The organism is Mesorhizobium sp. ORS 3428 (genome assembly GCF_001854785.1).
Taxonomy (GTDB): domain Bacteria; phylum Pseudomonadota; class Alphaproteobacteria; order Rhizobiales; family Rhizobiaceae; genus Mesorhizobium.
In genome coordinates, this window is the sequence record NZ_MDFL01000126.1 from 511,976 (window position 1) to 533,374 (window position 21,399).

The window sequence follows — 21,399 nt, forward strand, 5'->3', positions numbered from 1 at the left end:
TCAACGTCCGCGGCCGAAAAGCTGAGCGGCGGACAACAAGACGATCGATAGCACGATCAGACAAGTCGAAATGGCGGCAATCGTCGGGTCGATCTGATCGCGCAGCGCATTGAACATGCGGCGCGTCAGCGTCGTGGTGTCGCCGCCCGAAATGAATAGCGAGACCACCACCTCGTCGAAGGAGGTGATGAAAGCAAATAGCGCGCCGGAGACGATCGAGAAGCGCAGCTGCGGCATGGTCACCTGGAAGAAGGCAGCGAAGCGGCCGGYGCCGAGGCTGCGCGCCACCATCTCCTGGTTCATGTCGTAGGAGCGCAGCCCCGACAGGRCGGTGAGCACGACCAGCGGAAGCGCCTGCACCGTGTGGGCGATCACGAGGCCGGTCAGCGTGTTGTTGAGGCCGATGCGCGCGTAGAGAAAGAAGGTGCCGATGCCGATCAGGATGACGGGGATGATCAGCGACGCCGTAAGCAGCGCGTTGATGGCGCCGGTCAGCCGCAGCGTGCCGGCATTGATGGTGTAAGCGGCGGCGGTGCCGAGCGGCGTTGCCACGATCGCCGTCATCACCGCCACCTTGACCGAGACGATGGTCGCGTCGCGCCATTCGACGGATCCGAAATAGCTTTCGTACCAGCGCAGCGACCATTGCTCGGGCGGGAACTGCAGCAGCGTCGAACCGGAGAAAGACATGATGACGATGATCACCGACGGGGCGATCAGGAACAGCATGACGAGGCCGCCGAGTAGATAGAGCCAGAGGCGTTGCCAATGCGTGATCGGCAGGCTGTTTTCCGCACTCATCGCTGGCTCCAGACGCCGGTGGCGCGCGCGCCGAGCAGCCGCTGGAACAGGCCGAGCAGGGCCAGCGTGACGGCGAGCAGAACGACGCCGAGCGCAGCACCCGCGCCCCAGTTGGAATAGAGGCTGGTAGCCTGCTCCATGCGCATCGCCCACATGATGACCTTGCCGCCGCCCATCAGCGCCGGCGTGACGAAGAAGCCGAGGCAGAGCACGAAGACGATGACGACGCCTGACGCCAGGCCGGGCAGCGACAGCGGGAAGAAGATCTGCCGGAAGGTGGCTGCCGGGCTGGCGCCGAGATTCATGCCTGCGCGCAGGCAGTCGGTGTCGATCGTCTTCATCGAGGCGTAGAGCGGCAGCACCAGAAACGGCAGCATGATGTGGGTCATGCCGATGACGACGCCGGCGAAGTTGTTGGCGAGCGGCAGCGGCTGGCCGATCACGCCCAGATCGATCAACCAGTTGTTGATCAGGCCCTTGCGCTGCAGGATGACCAGCCAGGCATAGGTGCGCACCAGAACCGATGTCCAGAACGGCAGGATGACGAAGATCAGGCAGATCGAGGCGGCGCGGCGCGGCAGTTGCGACAGCATGTAAGCCAGCGGGTAGCCGAACAGCACGCAGGCGCCGGTGACGACGAAGGCCACCTTGAAGGTGGTGGCGAAGGTCTTGATGTAGGACGCCTGCTCGAAGAAGCGCGCATAGTTGGCGAGGCTGAGTTGGCCGGTCTCGTCGAAGAGCGAGAGCCAGAACAGCCAGCCGATCGGCACGATGATGACGGCGAAGACAAGGAACAGCCCGGGCGACAGCAGCGCCAGAAGTCCCAGCGCCTGCCGCCTTGCATCGGCGCGCAGCGCATCGGCGTTCAGCGCGCCGTCCGGCCTGCCGGCATGGTCAAGGCTGGCGGACCCGACACTCATTGATCCGCCACCAGCACGACATCATGCGCGTCGATGCCGAGCGTGATCGGCTCGCCCGGCGCCGGAAGTTTCGCCAGCACGTCGGAGCGGCAATAATCGCGCAGCGTCATCTGCCGACCTCCAAGAAGCGTCGCGTAGCAGATGAAGCTGTCGCCCTGATAGATGACGTCGCCAACGGTTGCCGGCAGTGCGTTGACGTTGCCCGCCTGTTCCGCATCGGTGATAAGCCGCAGCTTCTCCGGCCGCACCACCATCAGATGCCGGCCGGTGGTCGGCGCCGGATCATTCATGCGCAGCCTGCTTCCCTCATACCAGACGCTGCCATCGCGGCATTCGACAGGGATGAAGTTGGATTCGCCGATGAAGCCGGCGACGAACTTGGTCTTCGGCCTGGCGTAGAGCGCCTCGGGCTGATCGATCTGCTCGATGCGGCCGGCATTCATGACCGCGATGCGGTCCGACATGGTGATCGCCTCGCGCTGGTCGTGGGTGACGTAGACCGTCGTCATGCCGAGCCGGCGGTGCAGATTGCGCAACTCGATCTGCATATGCTCGCGCAAGCCCTTGTCCAGCGCCGACAGCGGCTCGTCCATCAGCACGATGCGCGGCTCGAAGACGATGGCGCGAGCCAAGGCCACGCGCTGGCGCTGGCCGCCGGAGAGCTGGTCCACCCGGCGCTCGCCCAGCCCCTGCAGGCGCACGAGGTCGAGCGCATTCTCCACCCGCTGCCTTGTATCGGCCGCCGAAACGCGCCGCTGCTTCAGCGGGAAGGCGACGTTGTGGAAGACGTTCATGTGGGGAAAGAGCGCATAGTTCTGGAACACCATGCCGATGTTGCGCTTGTGCGGCGGCACGGTGATGATCTCTTCGCCGCCGACCTTGATCGAGCCGGAATTGGCCCGCACGAAACCGGCCAGGATCATCAAGAGCGTCGTCTTTCCTGACCCGGACGGGCCGAGCAGCGTCAGGAATTCACCCGCCGCGACATCGAGGCTGAGATCGCTGAGGATGGAGAGCGCGCCGAAGCGCTTCTCGATGCCGTGAATGCCGATTGGAAGCGCGGACGGCGCAAGAGACAAGAGCATCTCCTTTTGTCGGTAGCGGAGCGACGCCTCGGCGCGCCGCTCCGACGCAGCCGTTACTGCTGGATCAGGTTGTTGAATTTTTCGGTCGCCTCGACGAGGTTGTCGCGCCAGAATTCGGGGTCCTGAAGAACCTGCTTCTTGACGTTCTCGGRCGAGGAGTTGATGTCCTTTATGCGCTCCGGCGGGATCTTGCCGGTCTCGAAGGCCTTCTCGTTGGCGGGGCCGTTGTCGACATAGAGCGGCAGGTTGGCCTGGAGGTCCGGGCTGACAAACTTGGYCAGCGCCTTCATGGCGAGGTCCTTGTTCTTCGAKCCCTTCGGGATGACCATGCAGTCAGCGGTGAGAACCCCCTGGTCAAACGAGAAGCTCACGGGCGCCCCTTCTTTCCTCAATGTGCCGGCGCGGCCGTTCCAGATGCTCGCCATATCGACCTCGCCGTCCTTGACGAGTTGCATGGCCTGCGCRCCGGAAGTCCACCAGGCGTCGATATGGCCGCGGATCTTGTCAACGGATTGCAGCGCGCCGTCGATGTCCACCGGATAGACCTTGTCAATCGGTGTGCCCTTGGCGAGCGCGGCGACGCTCAGCGTCTCGGTCGACTGGCTGCCGGAAAGCGCGCGACGRCCCGGGAACTTCTCGACGTTCCAGAAGTCAGCCCAGGTCTTCGGTCCCTTGTCGCCGAAAACATCCGTACGGTAGATCAGCACGACGGAGGTGTAGGAAATGCCCACCCAGTCGTCATGGACGAGCTTCGGGTTGATGCCGCTCTTGTCGATGATGTTGTAGTCGAGCTTCTCGAACAGGCCTTCTTTTGACCCGCGCGCGCATTCGTCGGCGCCAAGCTCGGTGATGTCCCATTTGACCGCATTGCCTATGACCTGCAGGCGCACATCGTCGAGGCCGYTAGTGGTGTCCTGCTTGATGGTGATGCCGAGTTCCTTGGCCGTCGGATCGAAGAAGGCCTTGGTCTGCGCCTCCTGATAGGTGCCGCCCCACGAGGCGACGGTGATGGTGTCGGCGGCCGATGCCGGCACGGCAACCGAGGCCAGCAGGCCGGCGATGGCCAGGCCGTGAATGCAAAGTCTCTTCGTCATTTTTCGCTTCTCCAACCGGTGTTCCCGTTATCGTTGATTTGGTATGCGAATTTGTATACAATTTTGAGTGTAATCAGCTGCTGGCCGATGTCAACATGGGCCGTGATCCGTGCAGGCGTTTTTTCGCGGCGGGAAATCGAGGCGTCGGCTAGACTGCGAATCCATGAYGGTACCGTTGGAGGCGGGACGCTTGAGCAAGGAACGGAAAAACACGCTGCGCGACTCCGTGTTCGAGTCGCTGAAGGCGATGATCATCACCGGCCAGATGCCGCCCGGCGGCCGCGTGACCGAAAACGAGATCGCCGAGCGCCTGAAGGTGAGCCRCACGCCGGTGCGTGAGGCCTTCAACCGGCTCGAGCGCGACGGCCTGGTGATCGGGCGTCCGCGCCAGGRCTATGTGGTTGCCGAATTCAACCTGACCATGTTCCGCGAGGCCTTCGACATCCGCGAACTGCTCGACGGGCGTGCGACCGAACTGGCCGCGGCCAATGCGACCGCGGCCGACAAGGCGAAGCTGCGCGAAATGCTTGCCGAATGCGAGCGGCTGGCGGCGATCCCCGACCGCAGCACGAGGGAAAAATTCGAGGAATTGCAGGTCGGCATCGATCTGCACCGGGTGATCGCCGAAATGAGCGGCAACGAAATGCTATGCGGCATGCTCTGCGGCATACTCGACAAGTGCCAGCAATATGTCTGGGCGGAGCTTCTGTGGCTGGACGAGTGGAAGCTCACCCGCGAGGAGCATACCGGCATCGTCGATGCGATCTGCGCCGGCGACGTCGCGCTTGCCGGCGAGCGCGCCCGCGCGCATGTGCGCGGCTCGCGCGAAAACATCCTGCGCCTGCTGCAGGCGAAATCCGACTACCAGGGATTTTTCGCCAAGGCGTCCTGAGCCCGACTCTCTACCGGATCAGCTGGACAGCATTGGGCAGCTGGCGCCGCGCCGCAGGCTGATATGCGCGACATCGCCGACACTGAACTGGAAACCGTCGGCGCGGCGCGGCGCATCGATGACGATCGAGATCCCCTGCCCGAGCTCGGCGTGGAGCCGAAGCGTGCGGCCGTGAAAGACGATGCCGCTTACGCGTGCCGGCGCTGTGCCGTCGGCGGCTTCTGTGCCTGCGAGCAGATCTTCCGGGCGCACGCCGATCGTGCGCGTATCGCCGGCGGCCGGCGTCTCGCTGCCGTCCGAGACAGCCTCCAGCGGCAGCGCGTCGGCGGCGAAGCGCAGGCGCTCGCCGTCGCGGCCGACATAGCGTGCCTGCAAGAGATTCATCGTCCCGATGAAGGAAGCGACGAAGCGCGTCGCGGGTCGGTCGTAGAGCGTCGCCGGCGGCGCGATCTGCTCGATGCGGCCCTTGTTCATGACGACAATGCGATCGGAGATCGACAGCGCCTCTGTCTGGTCGTGGGTGACCATGACGAAAGTGGTGCCTAGCCGCGACTGCAGGCGCTTCAGCTCCACCTGCATCTGTTCGCGCAGATGCGCATCGAGCGCCGACAGCGGCTCGTCGAGCAAAAGCACGCGCGGCTCGCAGACAATGGCGCGGGCGAGCGCAACGCGCTGGCGCTGGCCGCCGGAAAGCTCGGAGATGCGGGCGTCGAGCTTGTCGGTCAGYCCGACCATCTCGAGCGCTTCGCCGACGCGCTTGGCCTGCTCGGTGCCGGACAGTTTGCGCAGCGATAGGCCGAAGCYGACATTCGCCGCCACATCCATGTGCGGGAACAGCGCGTAATCTTGAAAGACCGTGTTGACCGGCCGGTCGAAGGGCCTCAAGCCGGTGATATCTCGACCCTCGAGCAGAACACCACCGCTGGTCGGGCTCTCGAAGCCGGCTATGACCCGAAGGCTCGTCGTCTTGCCGCAGCCGGAGGGACCGAGCAGGGTCAGGAATTCGCCGGCGGCGATGTCGAGGTCGACGGCATCGAGGCCGACCACGCCGCCCGGAAAAATCTTCGAGACCTTGTCCAGCCGCACCAATGCTTCCCRCAATTCCGGACGGAAAACCGCTTCCCGCTCTTTTTGGGATTGCTTGGCGTCAGGCGCCATCGCGCACCTCGGAGGGCTTGGTGGTGTTGACCCAGAGGATCTGGCAGCGCTCGGCGCCGGGATTGCGGAAGGCGTGCAGCAGCGTGCTCTTGAAGGCGAAGCTGTCGCCGGCCTTGAGCAGGTAAGTCGTGGCGTCCACCACCAGCTCGACCTCGCCTGAGAGCACGAAGCCGAATTCATGACCGGCATGGGCGTAGGCTTCCGCCGTGCCGCCGCCGGCCTCGACGGTCACCAGCATGCCGGTGAGCGTCGCGGCTGGCGGCGACAGCAGCGCCTTGGCGATGCCCTCGGATTTCACCGGGATCGAGCGCCGCTTGTCGGCGCGCACGCAATAGAGGTCGTTGACCGCTTCGTCGCCGTCGGTGATCAGCGCGGATGGTTCGATGTCGAGGGCGGCGGCCAGCGGCCAGATCACCTTGACACGCAGCGAGGACTTGCCGCGCTCGATCTGGCTGAGCGCGCCGATGGAGATGCCGGCCTTGGCCGCAAGCTCGGCCAGCGACAGTTTGCGCTCGAGCCTCAGCGCCCGCACCCGCCGGCCGACGCGTATATCGRCATCGTCCTTCTGCCTTTCGGCCGCTTCGTCAAAGACATCCATGCATTGGTCCTCGTTTGCCTTTTCCCTTCTCCCCCTGTGGGAGAAGGTGGATCGGCGCGCAGCGCCGAGACGGATGAGGGGTGTTCCAGCGGAGTGAGACGCCGGCTTTCCCTGGAACACCCCTCATCCGGCCGCTGCGCGGCCACCTTCTCCCACAAGGGGAGAAGGCGGGTTGCGCCGCTCAGCCGCCGGCCTTCACCTTCTCGAACATCTTGGCGAAGTCGTCATTCTGCTTCATCGGTCCGGTGAAGATGGTGCTCTTCAGCATCACTTCCGGATCCGAGGGCAGCTGCAGCTTGGCCAGTTCCTCCTTCGACACGCCGGCGAAGGCGGTCGAAAGCGAGCTGCCATAGCCGTAGGACTGGATCAGATACTTGCCCGAGTCGGCGTCGAGCCGGCTGTTGATGAAGTCATAGGCAAGATCGACGTTCTTGGCGTCCTTCAGCATAACGAAGCCGCAGGCCCAGGTGAGCATGCCCTCCTTCGGCTTCATGAACTCCACCGGGACACCTTGTTTCTTCAGCGAGGTGGCCGACGCGTTCCAGGTCATGGCCGCGACCAACTGGCCACTGGCCAGCGCTTGTTCGACCGAAGTCATGTCGGTGGTGTAGCTCGAAAGCAGCGGCCGCTGCTCGCGCAGCTTTTCCGCCACCTTGTCCATCTGCTCCGGCGTCATATCGAAGGGGTTTACGCCCGCCAGAAGCGCTGCGACGATCGGCGTGTCATGGACGGCGTCGATGGTCGCCATGCGGCCGGCATATTGCTTGTCCCACAGAAGCTTCCAGCTTGCCTCGGGATTCTTCACCAGGTCGGTGCGGTAAAGGATCGAGGTGTTGCCCCAGTCCCACGGCACCATCCAGACCTTGCCGTCGCCGGCCTGCAGGTCGGGTAGGTTCTTGAACACCGGGAAGATCGAATCCCAGTTCTTGATGCGTTTGGTGTCGATCGGCTGCAGCAGGCCTTCCTTGTTCCAGCGCGCCACCTTGTCGTAGCAGGGATGCGCGATATCGGGCCGGAAACCGGCCTTGACCTTGGTGAAGGCGTCGTCGTCGTCGCCGAAGATCGTCGCCTCGACGCCGTCCGGATGCGCGGCAAGGAAGCTCTTGTTGAAGTCCGGCAGTTCGTAGCCCGACCAGGTGAAGTATTGCAGCTTGTCGGCGGCCAAGGCGACGGTCGACGACAGGGCGAGAGCCAGCGCGGCAAGGCCGGCCCGGGCCCTATGTCCGGTGATCGATTTCAGGTGGAATGTCATTTTTGTTCTCCTCTTCTTTGTTGTGGTTCAGGCTGGCATGGCTGCGCGACGGGCCGTCCCAAGGCCGCGATGGCGCAGAATTTCGGCGAGGCCGGCGATGATGAAGGACACGCTGAGGATCACGGTTCCGAGCGCCATGACGATCGGCAGCGAGCGCGGGAAGCGCAGCTGGCTCCAGATGTAAAGCGGCAGCGTCGGCTCGGTGCCGGCGAGGAAGAAGACGACGATAAATTCGTCGAAGGAGATCAAGAAGGCGAGCATGAAGGCCGAGAGCACGGCCGGCAGGCTGAGCGGCAGCATGACGCGCCGGAAAGTCGTCCAGTCGGAGGCGCCGAGATCGAGCGCCGCCTCGCGGATCGTCTTAGGGATAGCGGCGAAGCGGCTGCGCATAACCACCACCGTCGTCGGCAGCGCGACGAGGATGTGGCCGAGCACGATTGCGACGCGCGACGGGCCGAGGCCGATGAGGTTGACCAGGATCAAGAGCGATATGCCGACGATGACGCCGGGGATCAGGATCGGCAGGCGGGCGACGGCGCATATGGTGGCGGCGAGCGGCGAGCGACCGTAGAGGTCCATATAGGAAACGGTGATGCCGCAGAGCGTCGCACCGGAAGCGGCGATAACGCCGATGACCAGGCTGTTGGCCAAAGCGCCGGACAGCGCCGGGTTGCCGTAGAGCGTCTCATACCAACCGAGCGTAAAACCCTGCAGCGGAAATGCTGCCTGGATGGAATCGTTGAAGGAAAACAGCGGTATCAGCAGGATCGGCAGATAGAGGAAGACGAGATAGGCCAGCACATACAAGCCGAGCCAGCGGCCGCCTGCATTTGCCTCTGTGCGCGCCGCGCTCATGTGCGGCTGCCAAATCTGCGGTCGGCCGCGCGGGCAAGAAGAACCACGCACAGGATGACCAGCATGACGCAGACGGACAGCGCGGCGCCGAACGGCCAGTCATTGGCCTTGCCGAACTGAGACTGGATCAGCGACCCAATCATGGTGCTGGCCGGACCGCCGACCATGGCCGGCGTGACATAATCGCCGACGGTCGGCACGAAGACGACCAGCGCCGCCGCCAGGACGCCCGGCATCGAATTGGGCAGAACGACGCGGCGGAACGATGTGAAGGGCCGCGCACCGAGATCGGAGGCGGCCTCGAGCAGCGATTTCGGGATCGTGTCCAATGCCACGTAGATAGGCAGGATGGCGAAGGGCGCATAGGCGTGGGCAAGCGTGACTACAACGGCCGCCGGGGTGTTCAAGAACGCCAGTGTCGGCTCCGACCAGAGGCCGCTTTCGATGAAGGCCGAGTTCAGCACGCCGTTATAGGCAAGCACGATCTTCCAGGCGAAGACGCGCAAAAGATAGCTGGTCCAGAAGGGCAGCGTGACCAGGAAAAGCAGCAGATTGCGCCGCCGCCCGGCATGGAAGGCGAGGTAGTAGGCGACCGGATAGGCGGTGACGACGGTTGCCWGCGTCACCAGGCCGGCGATGACCAACGAGCGCAGCGTCACCGTCCAGTAGAGCGGGTCGGTGGCCACGGTGACGAAATTTGCGACCGTCAGACCGGCGCCGAGCAGCGATCCGTCATTGCTCCTGAAGGCAAGGAACAGCACCAGTCCAAGCGCGAATAGTATGAGGAAGAAGGTGACCAGCCCGCCCGGCAGCAGCATGGCGAAGCGGAAGACCGGCGAGATGCGGGATTCCGGCGATGGCCGCGCTGCAACGATGGTCGACATCGGACTGCCTATGGGACCGCCCATCGGATTTTTGAAATCAACTAATGATTTTTCATATCTATGAAACTGTCAAGCAGAATCGCTTGTGCGCCGCAACGTCGGCGACGGCCTCAGCGCTCGAACGCGTCGAGCATCCGGTACCAGGTGATCGCGGCGGCGACGCCGACCTGGCGAAAGGCGTGGAAGGGAATCGGCCGCATCGGCGAAAGCGGGAAAGGCAATTGCCTGGCATCGCCGCCTGCGAGGTAACTTGCCATGCGCTTGCCGAGTGCACTCATCAACCCGACGCCCCTGCCCTGGCAGCCGACGACGGCAAGCAGTCCCTTTTCCGGCTCATGCAGATGCGGGAGATGATCCGGTGTCATCGCCACGCGGCCGAACCAGCGTTTCTCGATCGCGACGCCGGCAAGCGCGGGATAGAGACGAATGAGCGCGCGTTCGAGATGCGCCCAGTCCGCGGCGCCTGACGGCAGCGCCATGCGGCCGCGACCGCCGAGCACCAGCCGGCCGTCGGCGCTCTTGCGATAGTAGACGAGGATGCGGCGCGAATCCGACACCGCCTGACCGCCGGGCAGAATGCCGGCGGCTAGCTCGGTCGGCAGCGGGGCGGTGGCGACCTGGAAGGAATGCAGCGGCACGATCGTCCGGGCGAGGCCGGGCAGCAGGCCGTCCGTATAGGCATTGGTGGCGAGCACGACCGACTTTGCGCGCAGTTCGGCGCCGGCTTCGGTCGAAACCCGCCAGAGGCCAGCCTCTTTGGTAAGCTTCACCACCTTCTGCCGCTCCGCGATCTTCGCGCCCGCAGCCGCGGCAACACGCGCCAGTTCCATCGTGTAGGACAGCGGGTCGATGACGCCGGCGCGGCGGTCGAGCCAGCCGCCGAGATAGCCCTTGGCGCCAGTCATCGCCGCGATTTCGGCCCGGTCGAGCAGCTTGACGTCTGCGCCGCGCGCGCRCCATTGGCGATCTCGGTTCGCTGCCGCGGTCAAAGCGGTCTCGGTGTGGACGGCCTGGATCCAGCCATTGCGCGTGAACGGCACGGCCAGCTTTTCGTCGCGGATGAGATCGAACACCGCATCTGCCGTCGAGGCGGCGAAGTCGACCAAGGCCTCGCCGCGCTCCCTGCCGAAATGCTCGATCAGCCATTCCGGATCGTATTTGAGGCCGGGAATGACCTGGCCGCCATTGAGCCCGGACGCGCCCTGCCCGATCGCTCCGGCGTCCAGCACCTGAATTGAAAGACCCGTGCGCGCCGCGTGCAGCGCGGTCGACAGGCCCATGATGCCGCCGCCGACAATGACCGCGTCGAGGATGCCGCCTGCCGATAGCTCGGATCGGAAGGCGGGGGCTGTGTCGGGTTTCCGCCAGATCGGGTCGGAAAAGGCTGCGGGCAAGGGTCACCTGAGGCGCGGGAGCTTCGTGAAAATCCTATCGCTGATTTCATGAACTTGAAAGATCGCTTCGTYGTTGGGACACGGGGACACTCGATCTAGGCCCAGTGATCACCAATCGAGTGCACGCCGGCAGCCAATTTCCYGAGGTCAGCCGCCCCTCATCCGCCTGCCGGCACCTTCTCCCCGTATAGCGAAAGGAAGAAGGAAGGCTGGCGACCCCCTCTCCCCGTTCTTCACAGTAAGGTAAGGGGCAGCGCGGACGTCGGCGATCTGCCTCAACCATCTGCCTCAACCAAAGGCGTCAACCGGGGTGGACCTTTGGGAGGAATTTGTTGAGATTGCGCCCCCACGGAGGATGCCGCCCGATCAATCGACCGGGAGCGGCAGGCCAATCAGCCAATCGAGAGGAAACAAGACCATGACCGACCTAACCCGCCTGCCCGCCGAGGGCCTTTTCATCGGCCGCGCCAGGACCAGCGAAGCATCCCATCCGCTGGTGGTCACGGTGCGGGACGGCCAAGTGATCGACATCACGTCGAGCACAGCACCCACCGTGCGCGACCTCTGCGAGATGAAGGATCCGGCCGGTTATGTGCGCTCGGCCAAGGGCAAGGCGATCGGCTCCCTGGAGGACATCGCAGCCAACAGCTTCGAGGCCGGGCGCGATGCAAAAAAGCCGATCCTGCTTTCACCGATCGACTTGCAGGCGGTGAAGGCCTCAGGCGTCACCTTCGTCGTCAGCCTGCTCGAGCGCGTCATCGAGGAGCAGGCACGCGGCTCTGCCGAAAAGGCCGACGCCATCCGCGCCGACATCGCCGGACTGATCGGCCATGACCTCTCGAAGCTGAAGCCCGGCTCGCCGGAAGCGATGGAGATCAAGGCCAAGCTTATCCAGCGCGGTGTCTGGTCCCAATATCTGGAAGTGGGCATAGGTCCCGACGCCGAGATCTTCACCAAATGCCAGCCGATGGCCTCGGTCGGCTTCGGCGCCGATGTCGGCCTGCACCCCGTCTCCACCTGGAACAATCCGGAGCCGGAGATCGCCATGATTGCCGACAGCAGCGGCCGCATCGTCGGCGCCACGCTCGGCAACGACGTCAATCTGCGCGACGTTGAGGGGCGCTCGGCGCTACTGCTCGGCAAGGCCAAGGACAACAACGCCTCGGCGTCGCTMGGCCCCTTCATCCGGCTGTTCGACGAGACTTTCTCCATCGCCGACGTGAAGCGCGCCACGGTGCGGCTCAGCGTCGAGGGCGAGGACGGTTTCTCGCTGGAGGGGGCGAGCTCGATGGCCGAGATCAGCCGCTCGCCGGAAGAGCTGGTCAAGGCCGCGATGGGGCCGCATCACCAGTATCCGGACGGGGTGGCGCTCTATCTCGGCACCATGTTCGTGCCGTCGAAGGATCGCGGCGAGAAGGGCAAGGGCTTTACCCACAAGGTGGGCGACATCGTCACCATCACGTCGGAGAAGCTTGGCGCGCTCGTCAACCGCGTGCGCCTGTCGCCGGATTGCCCGCACTGGACCTATGGCGCCAGCCATCTCATGCGCGACCTCGCCAAGGCCGGTCTGATCTAGCACCACACCAAGGCGACGTTGTCCAACGCCCATCGACGCAGGTTGACGGGCTGACGACGCCGCGTGCCCGAGAAAATAGCACCCGAACTGATGCAATCTGATGGGATTGCTGATGGCGTGCGCCGCTGCGCCAACGTCCATTGGCGATGGAGGCTTGCCAGCGGCACAAAAAGGGAATGCTCTAAAGCATCCGGTGGGCGCCGGCAGGAGATGCGGTCTTTGGCCGTATCGCGCCTGATGCGGAGGTGGTTTTCAACATGGGAGGAAATCGAATGCTATCGCGGCTGAGACTGGTTGTGYTTGGCTTGATCGCGGCAATCGCCATTCCGGCGATGGCCGAGGCCAAGACGTTCTACTGGATTTCGCATGGCGGACCGGCCGATCCGGTCTGGACCTATTTCCTGGCCGGCGCCAAGCAGTGGGCGAAGGACACCGGCAACACCGTCAACACCTCGTTCCACAATGGCGACGTCGCCTCGCAACAGGAAGCAATCCGCGCCGCGATCTCGGCCAAGGCCGACGGCATCGCCACAACCAGCCCCGACCCAGGCAGCCTGGTCGAACTGGCGAAGGAAGCACGCGCCGCCAACATTCCGATCATCAACTTCAACACGCCCGACCCGAAGGCCAACTTCAACGCCTATGTCGGCGGCGACAATGTCACCTTCGGCAAGCACTGGGCGCAGTATCTGGTCGACAAGGGGCTGGTGAAGAAGGGCGACTTCGTATGGATGCCCGTCGAGGTGCCCGGCGCCACCTATGGCGTGCAGGAAGAGGAAGGCATCAAGAGCGTGTTCGCGCCGCTCGGCATTACCTATGAGGTGACCGAGGCGACGCTCGACCAGGCCGAAGTGATCAACCGCATGGTCGACTACCTCACTGCCCACAAGGGCAAGGTGAAGGCCATGATCGGCCTCGGCGACCTCGTCACCGGCTCGGTCAAGCGCGTGTTCGACCAGGTCGGCGTCAAGCCGGGCGAAATCCCGGTCGTCGGCTGGGGCAACTCGCTCGACACAACCCAGGAAGTGCTGAACGGCTATGTCAACGCCGCGCAATGGCAGGATCCGCAGGCGACCAGCTACATCGCGCTGTCGATGGCGGCGATGGCCTCGGCCGGCATTCCTCCCGGCTTCAACGTCATCACCGGCGCGCTCTATGAGAAGGACACCGCCGGCGTCTATGACAAGATCCTGTCCGGCAAATAATTCCTGACACACGGTCGCGGCTTTCGGGCCGCGACCGCTTCCCTGTGCCGTCGAGCCTGCCTGATGGGAGCGGGCCTCAGCCAATCATTCAAGTCGCGGGCGCAATGGAAAACCGTTCCTTCATCCAAGGTTTCGTCGGGCGGCCGGAATTCGGTCCGCTGGTGCTGCTGATCGTCGAACTCGTCGTCTTCTGGAGCATCAATCCGGATTTCCTGTCGCCGCAGAACATCTCCAACACGCTGGCCTTCACCGTCGAGCTCGGCCTGATCGCGCTGGCGATGACGCTGCTGATGACATCGGGCGAATTCGACCTCTCGGTCGGCTCGCTGTTCGGCTTCTCGCCGGTGCTGATGTGGACACTGTTCAACGGCGGCGCCACCTCGCTGGGGATGGGTTTCGCCATTGCGCTGGTGGTCGCGGCCCTGATCGGACTGGTCAATGGCTGGTTCGTCACGCAGCTCAAGATCCCGTCCTTTCTGGTGACGCTTGGCATGCTGCTGGTCGTGCGCGGCACCGCGCTCTTCGTCACCGACGGCTTTCCGCAGCGCACCTGGAGCGCCGAAGGCAGCTGGCTCGCGGAGATCCTCGTCGGCGACTTCTACATCGGGCCGTTCCGCATCTATGCATCGCTGTTCTGGTTCATCGGTGCAGCGCTGTTGCTCGGCTATGTGCTGACGCAAAGCCGCACCGGCAACTGGATCCAGGCCGCCGGCGGCAATCCCAATGCGGCGCGTGCGCGCGGCGTCAACGTCAACCGGGTCAAGGTCGGCCTGTTCATCCTGTCGGCGGTGATGTCCTCGATCGCCGGCGTGATTTCGTCGCTGCGCACCTCGGCGGCCAATCCGAACAGCGGCACCGGCTACGAGCTCGAGGTCATCGCCATGGTGGTGATCGGCGGCACGGCGCTGACCGGCGGGCGCGGCACCATCATAGGCACGGTGCTCGGCATCCTGATCCTGCGCGTCATGCGCAACGGCATCGTGCTGATCGGCGTGCCCGGGCTCGCCTACAACATCTTCATCGGCGCGATCATCCTCGGCATGATGGCGCTGCACTCATGGCTCGAACGCCGGCACCAGGCAGGGACGTAAGACGATGGCCGAGCCTCTGATCCGCATGACGAACATCCGCAAGTCCTACGGGCGCGTGCAGGCGCTGGTGGATGCCAACTTCCACGTCAACGAAAGGGAGATCGTCGGCCTGCTCGGCGACAACGGCGCCGGCAAGTCGACGCTGATCAAGGTGCTGTCGGGCGCGGTGCCGCTGACCAGCGGCGACATCTTCGTGCGCGGCAAGAAGGTGAACTTCCGCAGCACCAGCGACGCCATCGCTGAGGGCATCGAGACGATCTATCAGGACTCCGCGCTCGTCACGCAGCTGTCAATCGCCCGCAACCTGTTCCTCGGGCGCGAACCGATCAAGCCGCCGCGCTTCCTCAACCGCATGGACCAGGACGCGATGAATTCTGTCGCGCGCGATCTGCTCAAGCAGGTCGGCATCTCCAAGAACATTCCGCCGACGACACCGATCGGCTCGCTGTCGGGCGGCGAGCGGCAGGCTGTGGCGATCGCACGCGCCATGCATTTCGACAGCGACCTGATCATCCTCGACGAGCCGACCAACAATCTCGGCGTCGCCGAGACGCAAGGCGTCTTAAGCTTCGTGCGCAGCGCGCGCGATTCCGGTCACTCCTGCATCTTCATCGCCCACAACATCCATCACGTTTTCCAGGTGGTCGACCGCATCGTGGTGATGCGGCGCGGCAAGGTGGTGGCCGACGACATCGATCCGAAGAAGACCACCGTGGCGGAAGTCGAGCGGGTCATCACCGGCATGTCGGACAAGGAGATCCGCGACGCCCTCGCCGAGGGCGCGCGGCCGCATGACTGATTTGGCCCGACGTTGATTTGGCCTGACTTTGATTTGGCCTGACTTTGATTTGGCCTGACTTTGATTTGGCCTGACAGGGACTCGCATCCCATCCTATGACTGGACCCATGAAAGCCACCGTAGCCGACATTGCCAGAAGCTGCGGCCTGTCGACCGCGACGGTCGACAGGGTGCTCAACAGCCGGCCGGGGGCCAGCGCCGCCAATCGGCAGCGGGTGTTGGAGGCGGCAAAGCAACTCGGCTATCTGCCAACCCTCGACCAGGTCGTGCTGCCGTCGAAGCCGGCGCATCTCGAATTCTTCCTACCGATCGGCAGCAACGCCTTCATGGCGGACCTTGCCCATCACATCGAGGACTATGCCGGGCGCCTGCCGCTGGTAGCCTCCTGCCGCATCCACAATCTCGCCGGCATCTCGCCCGGCGCGCTGCAGGGCGCGGTCGAGAACCTGTCGCTCAAAGCCAACGGCGTCGGCGTCATCGCCGTCGACCATCCGCGCACGCGCAATATCCTGCGCGAGGTGGTCGAGGCGGGCATCCGGCTGGTCACGCTGGTGTCGGATGTGCCGGCGGCACCGCGTTCGGCCTATGTCGGCATCGACAACCGGGTGGCCGGGCGCACGGCGGCGCTGCTGATGGGCCGCTTCCTCGGCGGGCGGACCGGGCACCTGGCGATGGTCGTCGGCTCGCGCTCCTATCGCGGCCATGAGGAGCGCGAGATGGGCTTCCGCTCGGTGCTCGCCGAAGAGTTCCCCAACCTCACCGTCTCCAGCGCCGTCGAGATCAATGACGAGCCGGACGCCAGCTACAGCGCGACCATCAAGGCGCTGCACAATGAGCCGGAGCTGCTCGGCATCTACTGCGTCGGCGCCGGACGCTCGGGCGTGGCGAGGGCATTGCTCGAAGCCAAGCCGCGCAAGAAGCCGGTGTTCATCTGCCATGACCTGACGAAGGAGACACGCCGCTACCTTGTCGACGATCTCGCCGACGTGGTCATCGACCAGAATGCGCGGCTGATCGCCGAGCAGTCGGTGATCCGCCTGCTCGGHTCGATCGCCTCATCAGCGCCGTACCTGACTAAGAAATTCATCGAGCCGAGGCTGATCTTCAAGGAAAACGTACCGGTGCAGTAGGCTTTGCCTCGCCTCGCGGATTTGTCAGACGATTGATCCCGCAAATCTGCACACCAGCTATGCACGCTTCGCAGTTGCCGACTCGTTGGGCACGCTCTAAATATCAAGCCGTCGGATGTCTTCCTCCTCCCAGACACCCGACGGTGAATGCGGTGCTCCTCCTCCCGCGCCGTATTCGAAATCGAAGCCCGCTGCCACCTCCTCCCGGCAGCGGGCTTTTCTTTTGCCTGCAGCTTTTCTTTTGCCTGCATGGGGGCGGCGACCGCAGATTCCCCTTCACCCGGATTGCCGACCGGATTGCGAAGCGCGATTTGGGGCAGTCCGACCTCTCCCCCAGGGAAAGAGGAGCCGGTCAGCGGCCCGGACAAGGGGGACTTCGACGTTCGGAGACGAACTCAGCGCGCCCTGAACGAAGCGATCAGGCTTTCAGCCATGCGCACGAACTGCGCGCTCGGGCCCTCGGCGCCGACGCTCTGCATCGAAACGCGCGCGCCTTCGAGCAGCAGCGACAGCGTGTCGGCGAGCAGCTCCGCCTGGCCGATGCCGGCGTCGCGACAGAGCGCAACGAGCTTCTCCCGCTGGGCTTCCTTCAGTTCCTTGATGACGCGCCTTGCCGGATGATCGGCTTCGCTGAGTTCGACGGCCGCGTTGGCCATGTCGCAGCCACGGCAGTCGGCGTTGAGCATTTCCGAGGCTTTGTGAACCCAGGCATGCAGTTGCGCGAGCTTGTCGCCCGGATGCTGGGCCTCGAACGCATCCCAGATCTTCGAGGCCTTCGCCGCCGTAGCGCGCAGGCATTCGATGATCAGTTCGTCCTTGGATTCGAAGTGACGATAGAGCGTCATCTTGTTGGTGCCGGCAGCCTCGGTGATGGCGTCGACGCCAACGCCCTTGATGCCGTGCCTGTGGAACATGTCCTGCGCCGTTTCCAGGATTCGATCCCGGGGACGGGAGCGCTCCACGACGCCGTCTGTCATCATGCTCTCCTTTCGTTTCCAAAAAACCCTCGGCACACCTCTTGACTAGGGTGTTACCGGTCTGTAACTTCCGCAATGTTACTTACTGGTAACACCTATGTCGCTTGCCGTCAACGACAAGGCCCCACCGATAGGCCCTGCCAGAGCGAGATAGGACAAATCTGCCTGTCATGCGGCTTCGGCCGGTGAAAAAGAGAAAAACGGCCCGTGATCATCCGATGCGGGCCGCAAGCATGGAGCCACTCCTATGCAAAAGCGCAAAGATCTGACGATCGACGAAGCCATCCGGGATCCAATGATCCGGCTGGTGATGAAGGCGGACGGGGTCGATCCCAAAGCCTTCGAGCGGATGCTGCGCTCGCGCGCGGCTGAACGGGCGCCGGATGTCCTGCCACCCTTCCTGGAGGACTCCGGCAGCAGCCGGGCCCGGCGCCTGCGCCATTTCGAAAAACCGTTCGGCGAGGCATCCGCGTCATGGTGAAATTCTTCATCCACCGTCCGATCTTCGCATCGTCGATCGCCATCATCATGGTGCTCGCCGGCGCGATCGCCTATTTCCTGCTGCCGGTCTCGCAGTTCCCCGACATCACGCCCCCGCAAGTGGTGGTCGGCGCCCATTACCCCGGCGCCAGYGCGCAGGTGGTGGCCGACACGGTGACCACGCCGCTCGAGCAGCAGATCAACGGCGTGCAAGGCATGACCTACATGTCGTCGACGAGCTCGAATGACGGCTCCTCGACCATCACCATCACCTTCGATGTCGGCTATCCGCTGAGCACCGCGGCCGTCGACGTGCAGAACCGCGTCTCGCAAGCCGCATCCTCCCTCCCCGCGATCGTCAACCAGGGCGGCGTGACGATCAAGAAGCAGAATCCCAATTTCGTTCTGATCGTCGACCTCACCTCGCCGGACGGCTCCGTAGACCCGGTGGCGCTGAGCAACCTAGCCTATCTGCAGGTGGTCGATCCGCTGAAGCGCCTGCCCGGCGTCGGCGACGTGCAGATCTTCGGCGAGCGCCGCTATTCGATGCGCGTCTGGCTCGACCCGGACAAACTTGCCAATCTCGGCATCACCGCCGTCGACGTGCAGAACGCCATTTCCGAGCAGAACGTGCAGGTGGCGGCCGGCAAGATCGGTCAGTCGCCGGCGCCGGCCGGCACCGCATTTGAGATGCAGGTCAACGCGGTCGGCCGTTTGAGCGACCCGAAGGAATTCGGCGACATCGTCGTGCGCGCCAATTCCCAAAACGGCTCGCTGGTGCGGCTGCGCGACGTCGCCCGCATCGAGCTCGGCGCGCTGCAATATTCGTCGTCCGCCTTCTTCGGCAAGGACCCGACGGTGGTGCTTGCCGTCTACCAGATGCCCGGCTCCAACGCGCTCGACCTGCAGCAGCGGGTCAAGGACAAGATGCAGGAACTGTCGGCGCGCTTTCCGAAGGGCGTCAACTACGCCATGCATTACGACACGACGCGCTTCGTCTCGGCCTCGATGCATGACGTGCTGATCACGCTCGGCGAAGCGCTGGTGCTGGTCGTGGCCGTGGTGTTCATCTTCCTGCAGAGCTGGCGCACCACCATCATCCCGACCATCGCCATCCCCGTGTCGCTGATCGCGACGCTGGCGGTGATGTACATGCTGGGCTTCTCGCTCAACATGCTGTCGCTACTCGGCATGGTGCTGGCGATCGGCCTTGTCGTCGACGACGCGATCGTCGTGGTCGAGAATGTCGAGCGACAGCTGGAAGCCGGTCTTTCGCCGCTTGCCGCAACGCGCGCGGCAATGGCCGAGGTGACGGGGCCGATCATCGCCACCACCGCGGTGCTTGCGGCGGTGTTCATTCCGGTCGCCTTCATCCCCGGCGTCTCGGGCCGGCTCTACAATCAGTTTGCGCTGACCGTGGCGATCTCGGTCGGCATATCCGCCTTCAACTCGCTGACGCTCAGCCCGGCGCTGAGCGCCGCGTTCCTGCGCCATCGCGGCGAGACGCAGTTCGTGCTGTTTCGCTGGTTCAATGCCGGCTTCGACTGGCTGTCGCATGCCTATGCGCGCGGCGTGCGCATCCTGATCAGGCTGCGCTGGGTCATGCTCGGCCTGTTCGCAGCCGGGCTGGTCGCCACCTATTTCGTCTGGCAGAAGCTGCCTTCGACCTTCCTCCCTGTGGAGGATCAGGGCTATTTCTTCGTCGTCATCCAGCTGCCGGACGGYGCTTCGCTGGAGCGCACCGACGCGGTGGCCAAGAAGGCGCGCGACATCCTGCAGAACACGCCCGGCGTCGATATCGTCGGCTCGATCAGCGGCCTCAACTTCCTGACCAGCGCCGCGCAGTCGAATTCGGCAGTCGAGTTCGCCATCCTGAAGCCGTGGGACGAACGCGGGCCCGAGCAGAACGCCTCGAAGCTGGTCGCTGAGGTCCGCAACAAGTTGCTGCAGATACCGGAAGCTTTCGCGCTCTCCTTCGACCCGCCGTCGATCCCAGGCCTCGGCACCACCGGCGGCTTCGAGTTCCAGGTGGAGGACCTTTCGGGCCGCGGCAGCGCCGCGCTCAACGAGGTCACGCAGGCGCTGATCGCCGAGGCGCGCAAGCAGCCCGAGCTCAATCCGCAGCAGCTGTTCTCGTCCTTCTCGACCTCGACGCCGCAGTTCAACTACGACCTCGACCGCAGCAAGGCGAAGCTTCTCGGCCTCAACCTGCCGGACGTGTTCAACACGCTGCAGATCTATCTCGGCTCGCTCTACGTCAACGACTTCAACCTGTTCGGCCGCACCTTCCGGGTGACGATCCAGGCCGACAAGGACGCGCGCCGAAATGCGAACGACATCTCGCGGCTCTATGTGCGCAACAATACAGGCGGCATGGTGCCGCTGAGCACGCTGGGCAAGCTGGTGCCGATCGTCGGTCCGGAGACCGTGYCGCACTACAACAACAATGCGTCCGCCTTGATCAATGGCGGCCCTGCCCCGGGATTCTCGTCCGGACAGGCGGTGGCGGCCATGGAACGGGCTGCGGCGAATGTGCTGCCGCGCGACTTCGGCTATGAGTGGACCGGCATCACCTATCAGGAGCTCAAGGCAGGCTCGATCGCCTCGATCGTGTTCGGCCTGGCGATCGTCTTCGTCTTCCTGATCCTGGCGGCGCAGTATGRAAGCTTCGCGATGCCTTTCATGGTGCTGCTCGCCGTGCCGCTCGCTCTCTTCGGCGCCTTCGTCGTGCTGCTCGCCCGCGGCATGCAGATCGACGTCTACTCGCAGATCGGCTTCGTCATGCTGATCGGCCTGGCGGCGAAGAATGYGATCCTGATCGTCGAGTTCGCCCGGCGGCGGCGCGACGAAGGCCTCACCATCGTCGAAGCGGCGATGGAAGCCGCAAGGCTGAGGCTCAGGCCGATCCTGATGACGGCCTTCGCCTTCATCCTCGGCGTGCTGCCGCTGATGTTCGCAAGGGGTGCGGGTGCGGCCAGCCGACAGTCGATCGGCACCACCGTCTTCGGCGGCATGCTGGCGGCGACGGTGCTGTCGCTGGTTTTCGTGCCGGTCTTCTACGCGGTCATCGAAAGGCTGCGCGAGCGCGGCGGCGAGAACGCACTTGCCGCGGGGCGTCAGTATGCCCCGCACCAACAAGAGATCGAACCGACCGCTGAGCCGGCGCCTCAGCCGCTCGCCCAGGCGGCCGAATAGGATTGGAGAGACT

The 21,399-nt window shown here is 64.2% G+C and carries 19 protein-coding genes; 8 read left to right on the plus strand and 11 right to left on the minus strand.

Features of this window, described 5'->3' with window-relative positions; genetic code table 11:
• The 4 genes from ORS3428_RS21220 to ORS3428_RS21235 are packed head-to-tail and all read right to left on the minus strand — an operon-like array spanning position 1 to position 3,900.
• A complete protein-coding gene (locus ORS3428_RS21220; RefSeq protein ID WP_071100203.1) occupies positions 1-801 on the minus strand; it encodes an ABC transporter permease in 801 nt (266 codons plus the stop codon).
• Complete coding sequence (locus ORS3428_RS21225) at positions 798-1,721, minus strand: ABC transporter permease (RefSeq protein ID WP_071100204.1); 924 nt, start codon at positions 1,719-1,721, stop codon at positions 798-800. Before ORS3428_RS21225 ends, ORS3428_RS21220 begins: the two co-directional genes overlap by 4 nt.
• The gene (locus tag ORS3428_RS21230) at positions 1,718-2,800 is read right to left on the minus strand and encodes an ABC transporter ATP-binding protein (RefSeq protein ID WP_071100294.1); all 1,083 of its coding nucleotides are present in this window, start codon (positions 2,798-2,800) and stop codon (positions 1,718-1,720) included. Before ORS3428_RS21230 ends, ORS3428_RS21225 begins: the two co-directional genes overlap by 4 nt.
• 59 nt (positions 2,801-2,859) lie before the next feature.
• The gene (locus ORS3428_RS21235) at positions 2,860-3,900 is read right to left on the minus strand and encodes an ABC transporter substrate-binding protein (protein ID WP_071100205.1); all 1,041 of its coding nucleotides are present in this window, start codon (positions 3,898-3,900) and stop codon (positions 2,860-2,862) included.
• Positions 3,901-4,090: 190 nt separating this feature from the next.
• Between ORS3428_RS21235 and ORS3428_RS21240 the strand changes: the two genes are divergently transcribed.
• The gene (locus tag ORS3428_RS21240) at positions 4,091-4,792 is read left to right on the plus strand and encodes a GntR family transcriptional regulator (RefSeq protein WP_083355233.1); all 702 of its coding nucleotides are present in this window, start codon (positions 4,091-4,093) and stop codon (positions 4,790-4,792) included.
• Positions 4,793-4,810: 18 nt separating this feature from the next.
• Here the strand turns inward: ORS3428_RS21240 and ORS3428_RS21245 are convergent, their stop codons facing one another.
• The 6 genes from ORS3428_RS21245 to ORS3428_RS21270 form a co-directional block, all read right to left on the minus strand.
• On the minus strand, positions 4,811-5,878 hold the full coding sequence (locus ORS3428_RS21245) for an ABC transporter ATP-binding protein (protein ID WP_443136865.1): 1,068 nt from the start codon (positions 5,876-5,878) through the stop codon (positions 4,811-4,813).
• A gap of 61 nt (positions 5,879-5,939) precedes the next feature.
• Positions 5,940-6,548, minus strand: coding sequence for a cupin domain-containing protein (locus ORS3428_RS21250; RefSeq protein WP_071100207.1), 609 nt, complete (start codon positions 6,546-6,548; stop codon positions 5,940-5,942).
• Positions 6,549-6,729: 181 nt separating this feature from the next.
• On the minus strand, positions 6,730-7,800 hold the full coding sequence (locus tag ORS3428_RS21255) for an ABC transporter substrate-binding protein (protein ID WP_071100208.1): 1,071 nt from the start codon (positions 7,798-7,800) through the stop codon (positions 6,730-6,732).
• Positions 7,801-7,827: 27 nt separating this feature from the next.
• Positions 7,828-8,655, minus strand: a complete 828-nt coding sequence (locus ORS3428_RS21260; RefSeq protein ID WP_071100209.1) for an ABC transporter permease — start codon at positions 8,653-8,655, stop codon at positions 7,828-7,830.
• Positions 8,652-9,539 carry an ABC transporter permease gene (locus tag ORS3428_RS21265; RefSeq protein WP_071100210.1) on the minus strand — a complete coding sequence of 296 codons (888 nt, stop codon included), beginning with the start codon at positions 9,537-9,539 and terminating at the stop codon, positions 8,652-8,654. The genes ORS3428_RS21260 and ORS3428_RS21265 overlap by 4 nt, the downstream gene beginning before the upstream one ends.
• A 110-nt stretch (positions 9,540-9,649) precedes the next feature.
• On the minus strand, positions 9,650-10,933 hold the full coding sequence (locus ORS3428_RS21270) for an NAD(P)/FAD-dependent oxidoreductase (RefSeq protein WP_071100211.1): 1,284 nt from the start codon (positions 10,931-10,933) through the stop codon (positions 9,650-9,652).
• 418 nt (positions 10,934-11,351) lie between these two features.
• Here ORS3428_RS21270 and ORS3428_RS21275 point away from each other — a divergent pair, with 418 nt between their 5' ends.
• The 5 genes from ORS3428_RS21275 to ORS3428_RS21295 all read left to right on the plus strand — a co-directional run bounded on the left by ORS3428_RS21275 (position 11,352) and on the right by ORS3428_RS21295 (position 16,734).
• Complete coding sequence (locus ORS3428_RS21275; RefSeq protein WP_071100296.1) at positions 11,352-12,509, plus strand: fumarylacetoacetate hydrolase family protein; 1,158 nt, start codon at positions 11,352-11,354, stop codon at positions 12,507-12,509.
• A gap of 272 nt (positions 12,510-12,781) precedes the next feature.
• Positions 12,782-13,714 carry a substrate-binding domain-containing protein gene (locus tag ORS3428_RS21280; protein ID WP_071100212.1) on the plus strand — a complete coding sequence of 311 codons (933 nt, stop codon included), beginning with the start codon at positions 12,782-12,784 and terminating at the stop codon, positions 13,712-13,714.
• Positions 13,715-13,818: 104 nt separating this feature from the next.
• Positions 13,819-14,805, plus strand: coding sequence for an ABC transporter permease (locus tag ORS3428_RS21285; protein WP_071100213.1), 987 nt, complete (start codon positions 13,819-13,821; stop codon positions 14,803-14,805).
• Positions 14,806-14,809: 4 nt separating this feature from the next.
• Positions 14,810-15,604, plus strand: a complete 795-nt coding sequence (locus ORS3428_RS21290) for an ATP-binding cassette domain-containing protein (protein WP_071100214.1) — start codon at positions 14,810-14,812, stop codon at positions 15,602-15,604.
• A 107-nt stretch (positions 15,605-15,711) separates the two neighbouring features.
• Entirely contained in the window at positions 15,712-16,734 is a 1,023-nt protein-coding gene (locus tag ORS3428_RS21295) for a LacI family DNA-binding transcriptional regulator (protein ID WP_071100215.1), read from the plus strand.
• Between the two features lie 395 nt (positions 16,735-17,129).
• On the opposite strand, the gene ORS3428_RS21300 is transcribed toward ORS3428_RS21295, so the two are convergent.
• Complete coding sequence (locus ORS3428_RS21300) at positions 17,130-17,711, minus strand: TetR/AcrR family transcriptional regulator (protein ID WP_071100297.1); 582 nt, start codon at positions 17,709-17,711, stop codon at positions 17,130-17,132.
• A gap of 247 nt (positions 17,712-17,958) precedes the next feature.
• Between ORS3428_RS21300 and ORS3428_RS21305 the strand changes: the two genes are divergently transcribed.
• Both ORS3428_RS21305 and ORS3428_RS21310 read left to right on the plus strand, forming a co-directional pair.
• Positions 17,959-18,192, plus strand: a complete 234-nt coding sequence (locus ORS3428_RS21305) for a hypothetical protein (protein WP_071100216.1) — start codon at positions 17,959-17,961, stop codon at positions 18,190-18,192.
• Positions 18,186-21,386: an efflux RND transporter permease subunit gene (locus ORS3428_RS21310; protein ID WP_071100217.1), complete on the plus strand. Its 3,201-nt coding sequence runs from the start codon at positions 18,186-18,188 to the stop codon at positions 21,384-21,386. Before ORS3428_RS21305 ends, ORS3428_RS21310 begins: the two co-directional genes overlap by 7 nt.
• Positions 21,387-21,399 lie beyond the last annotated feature (13 nt).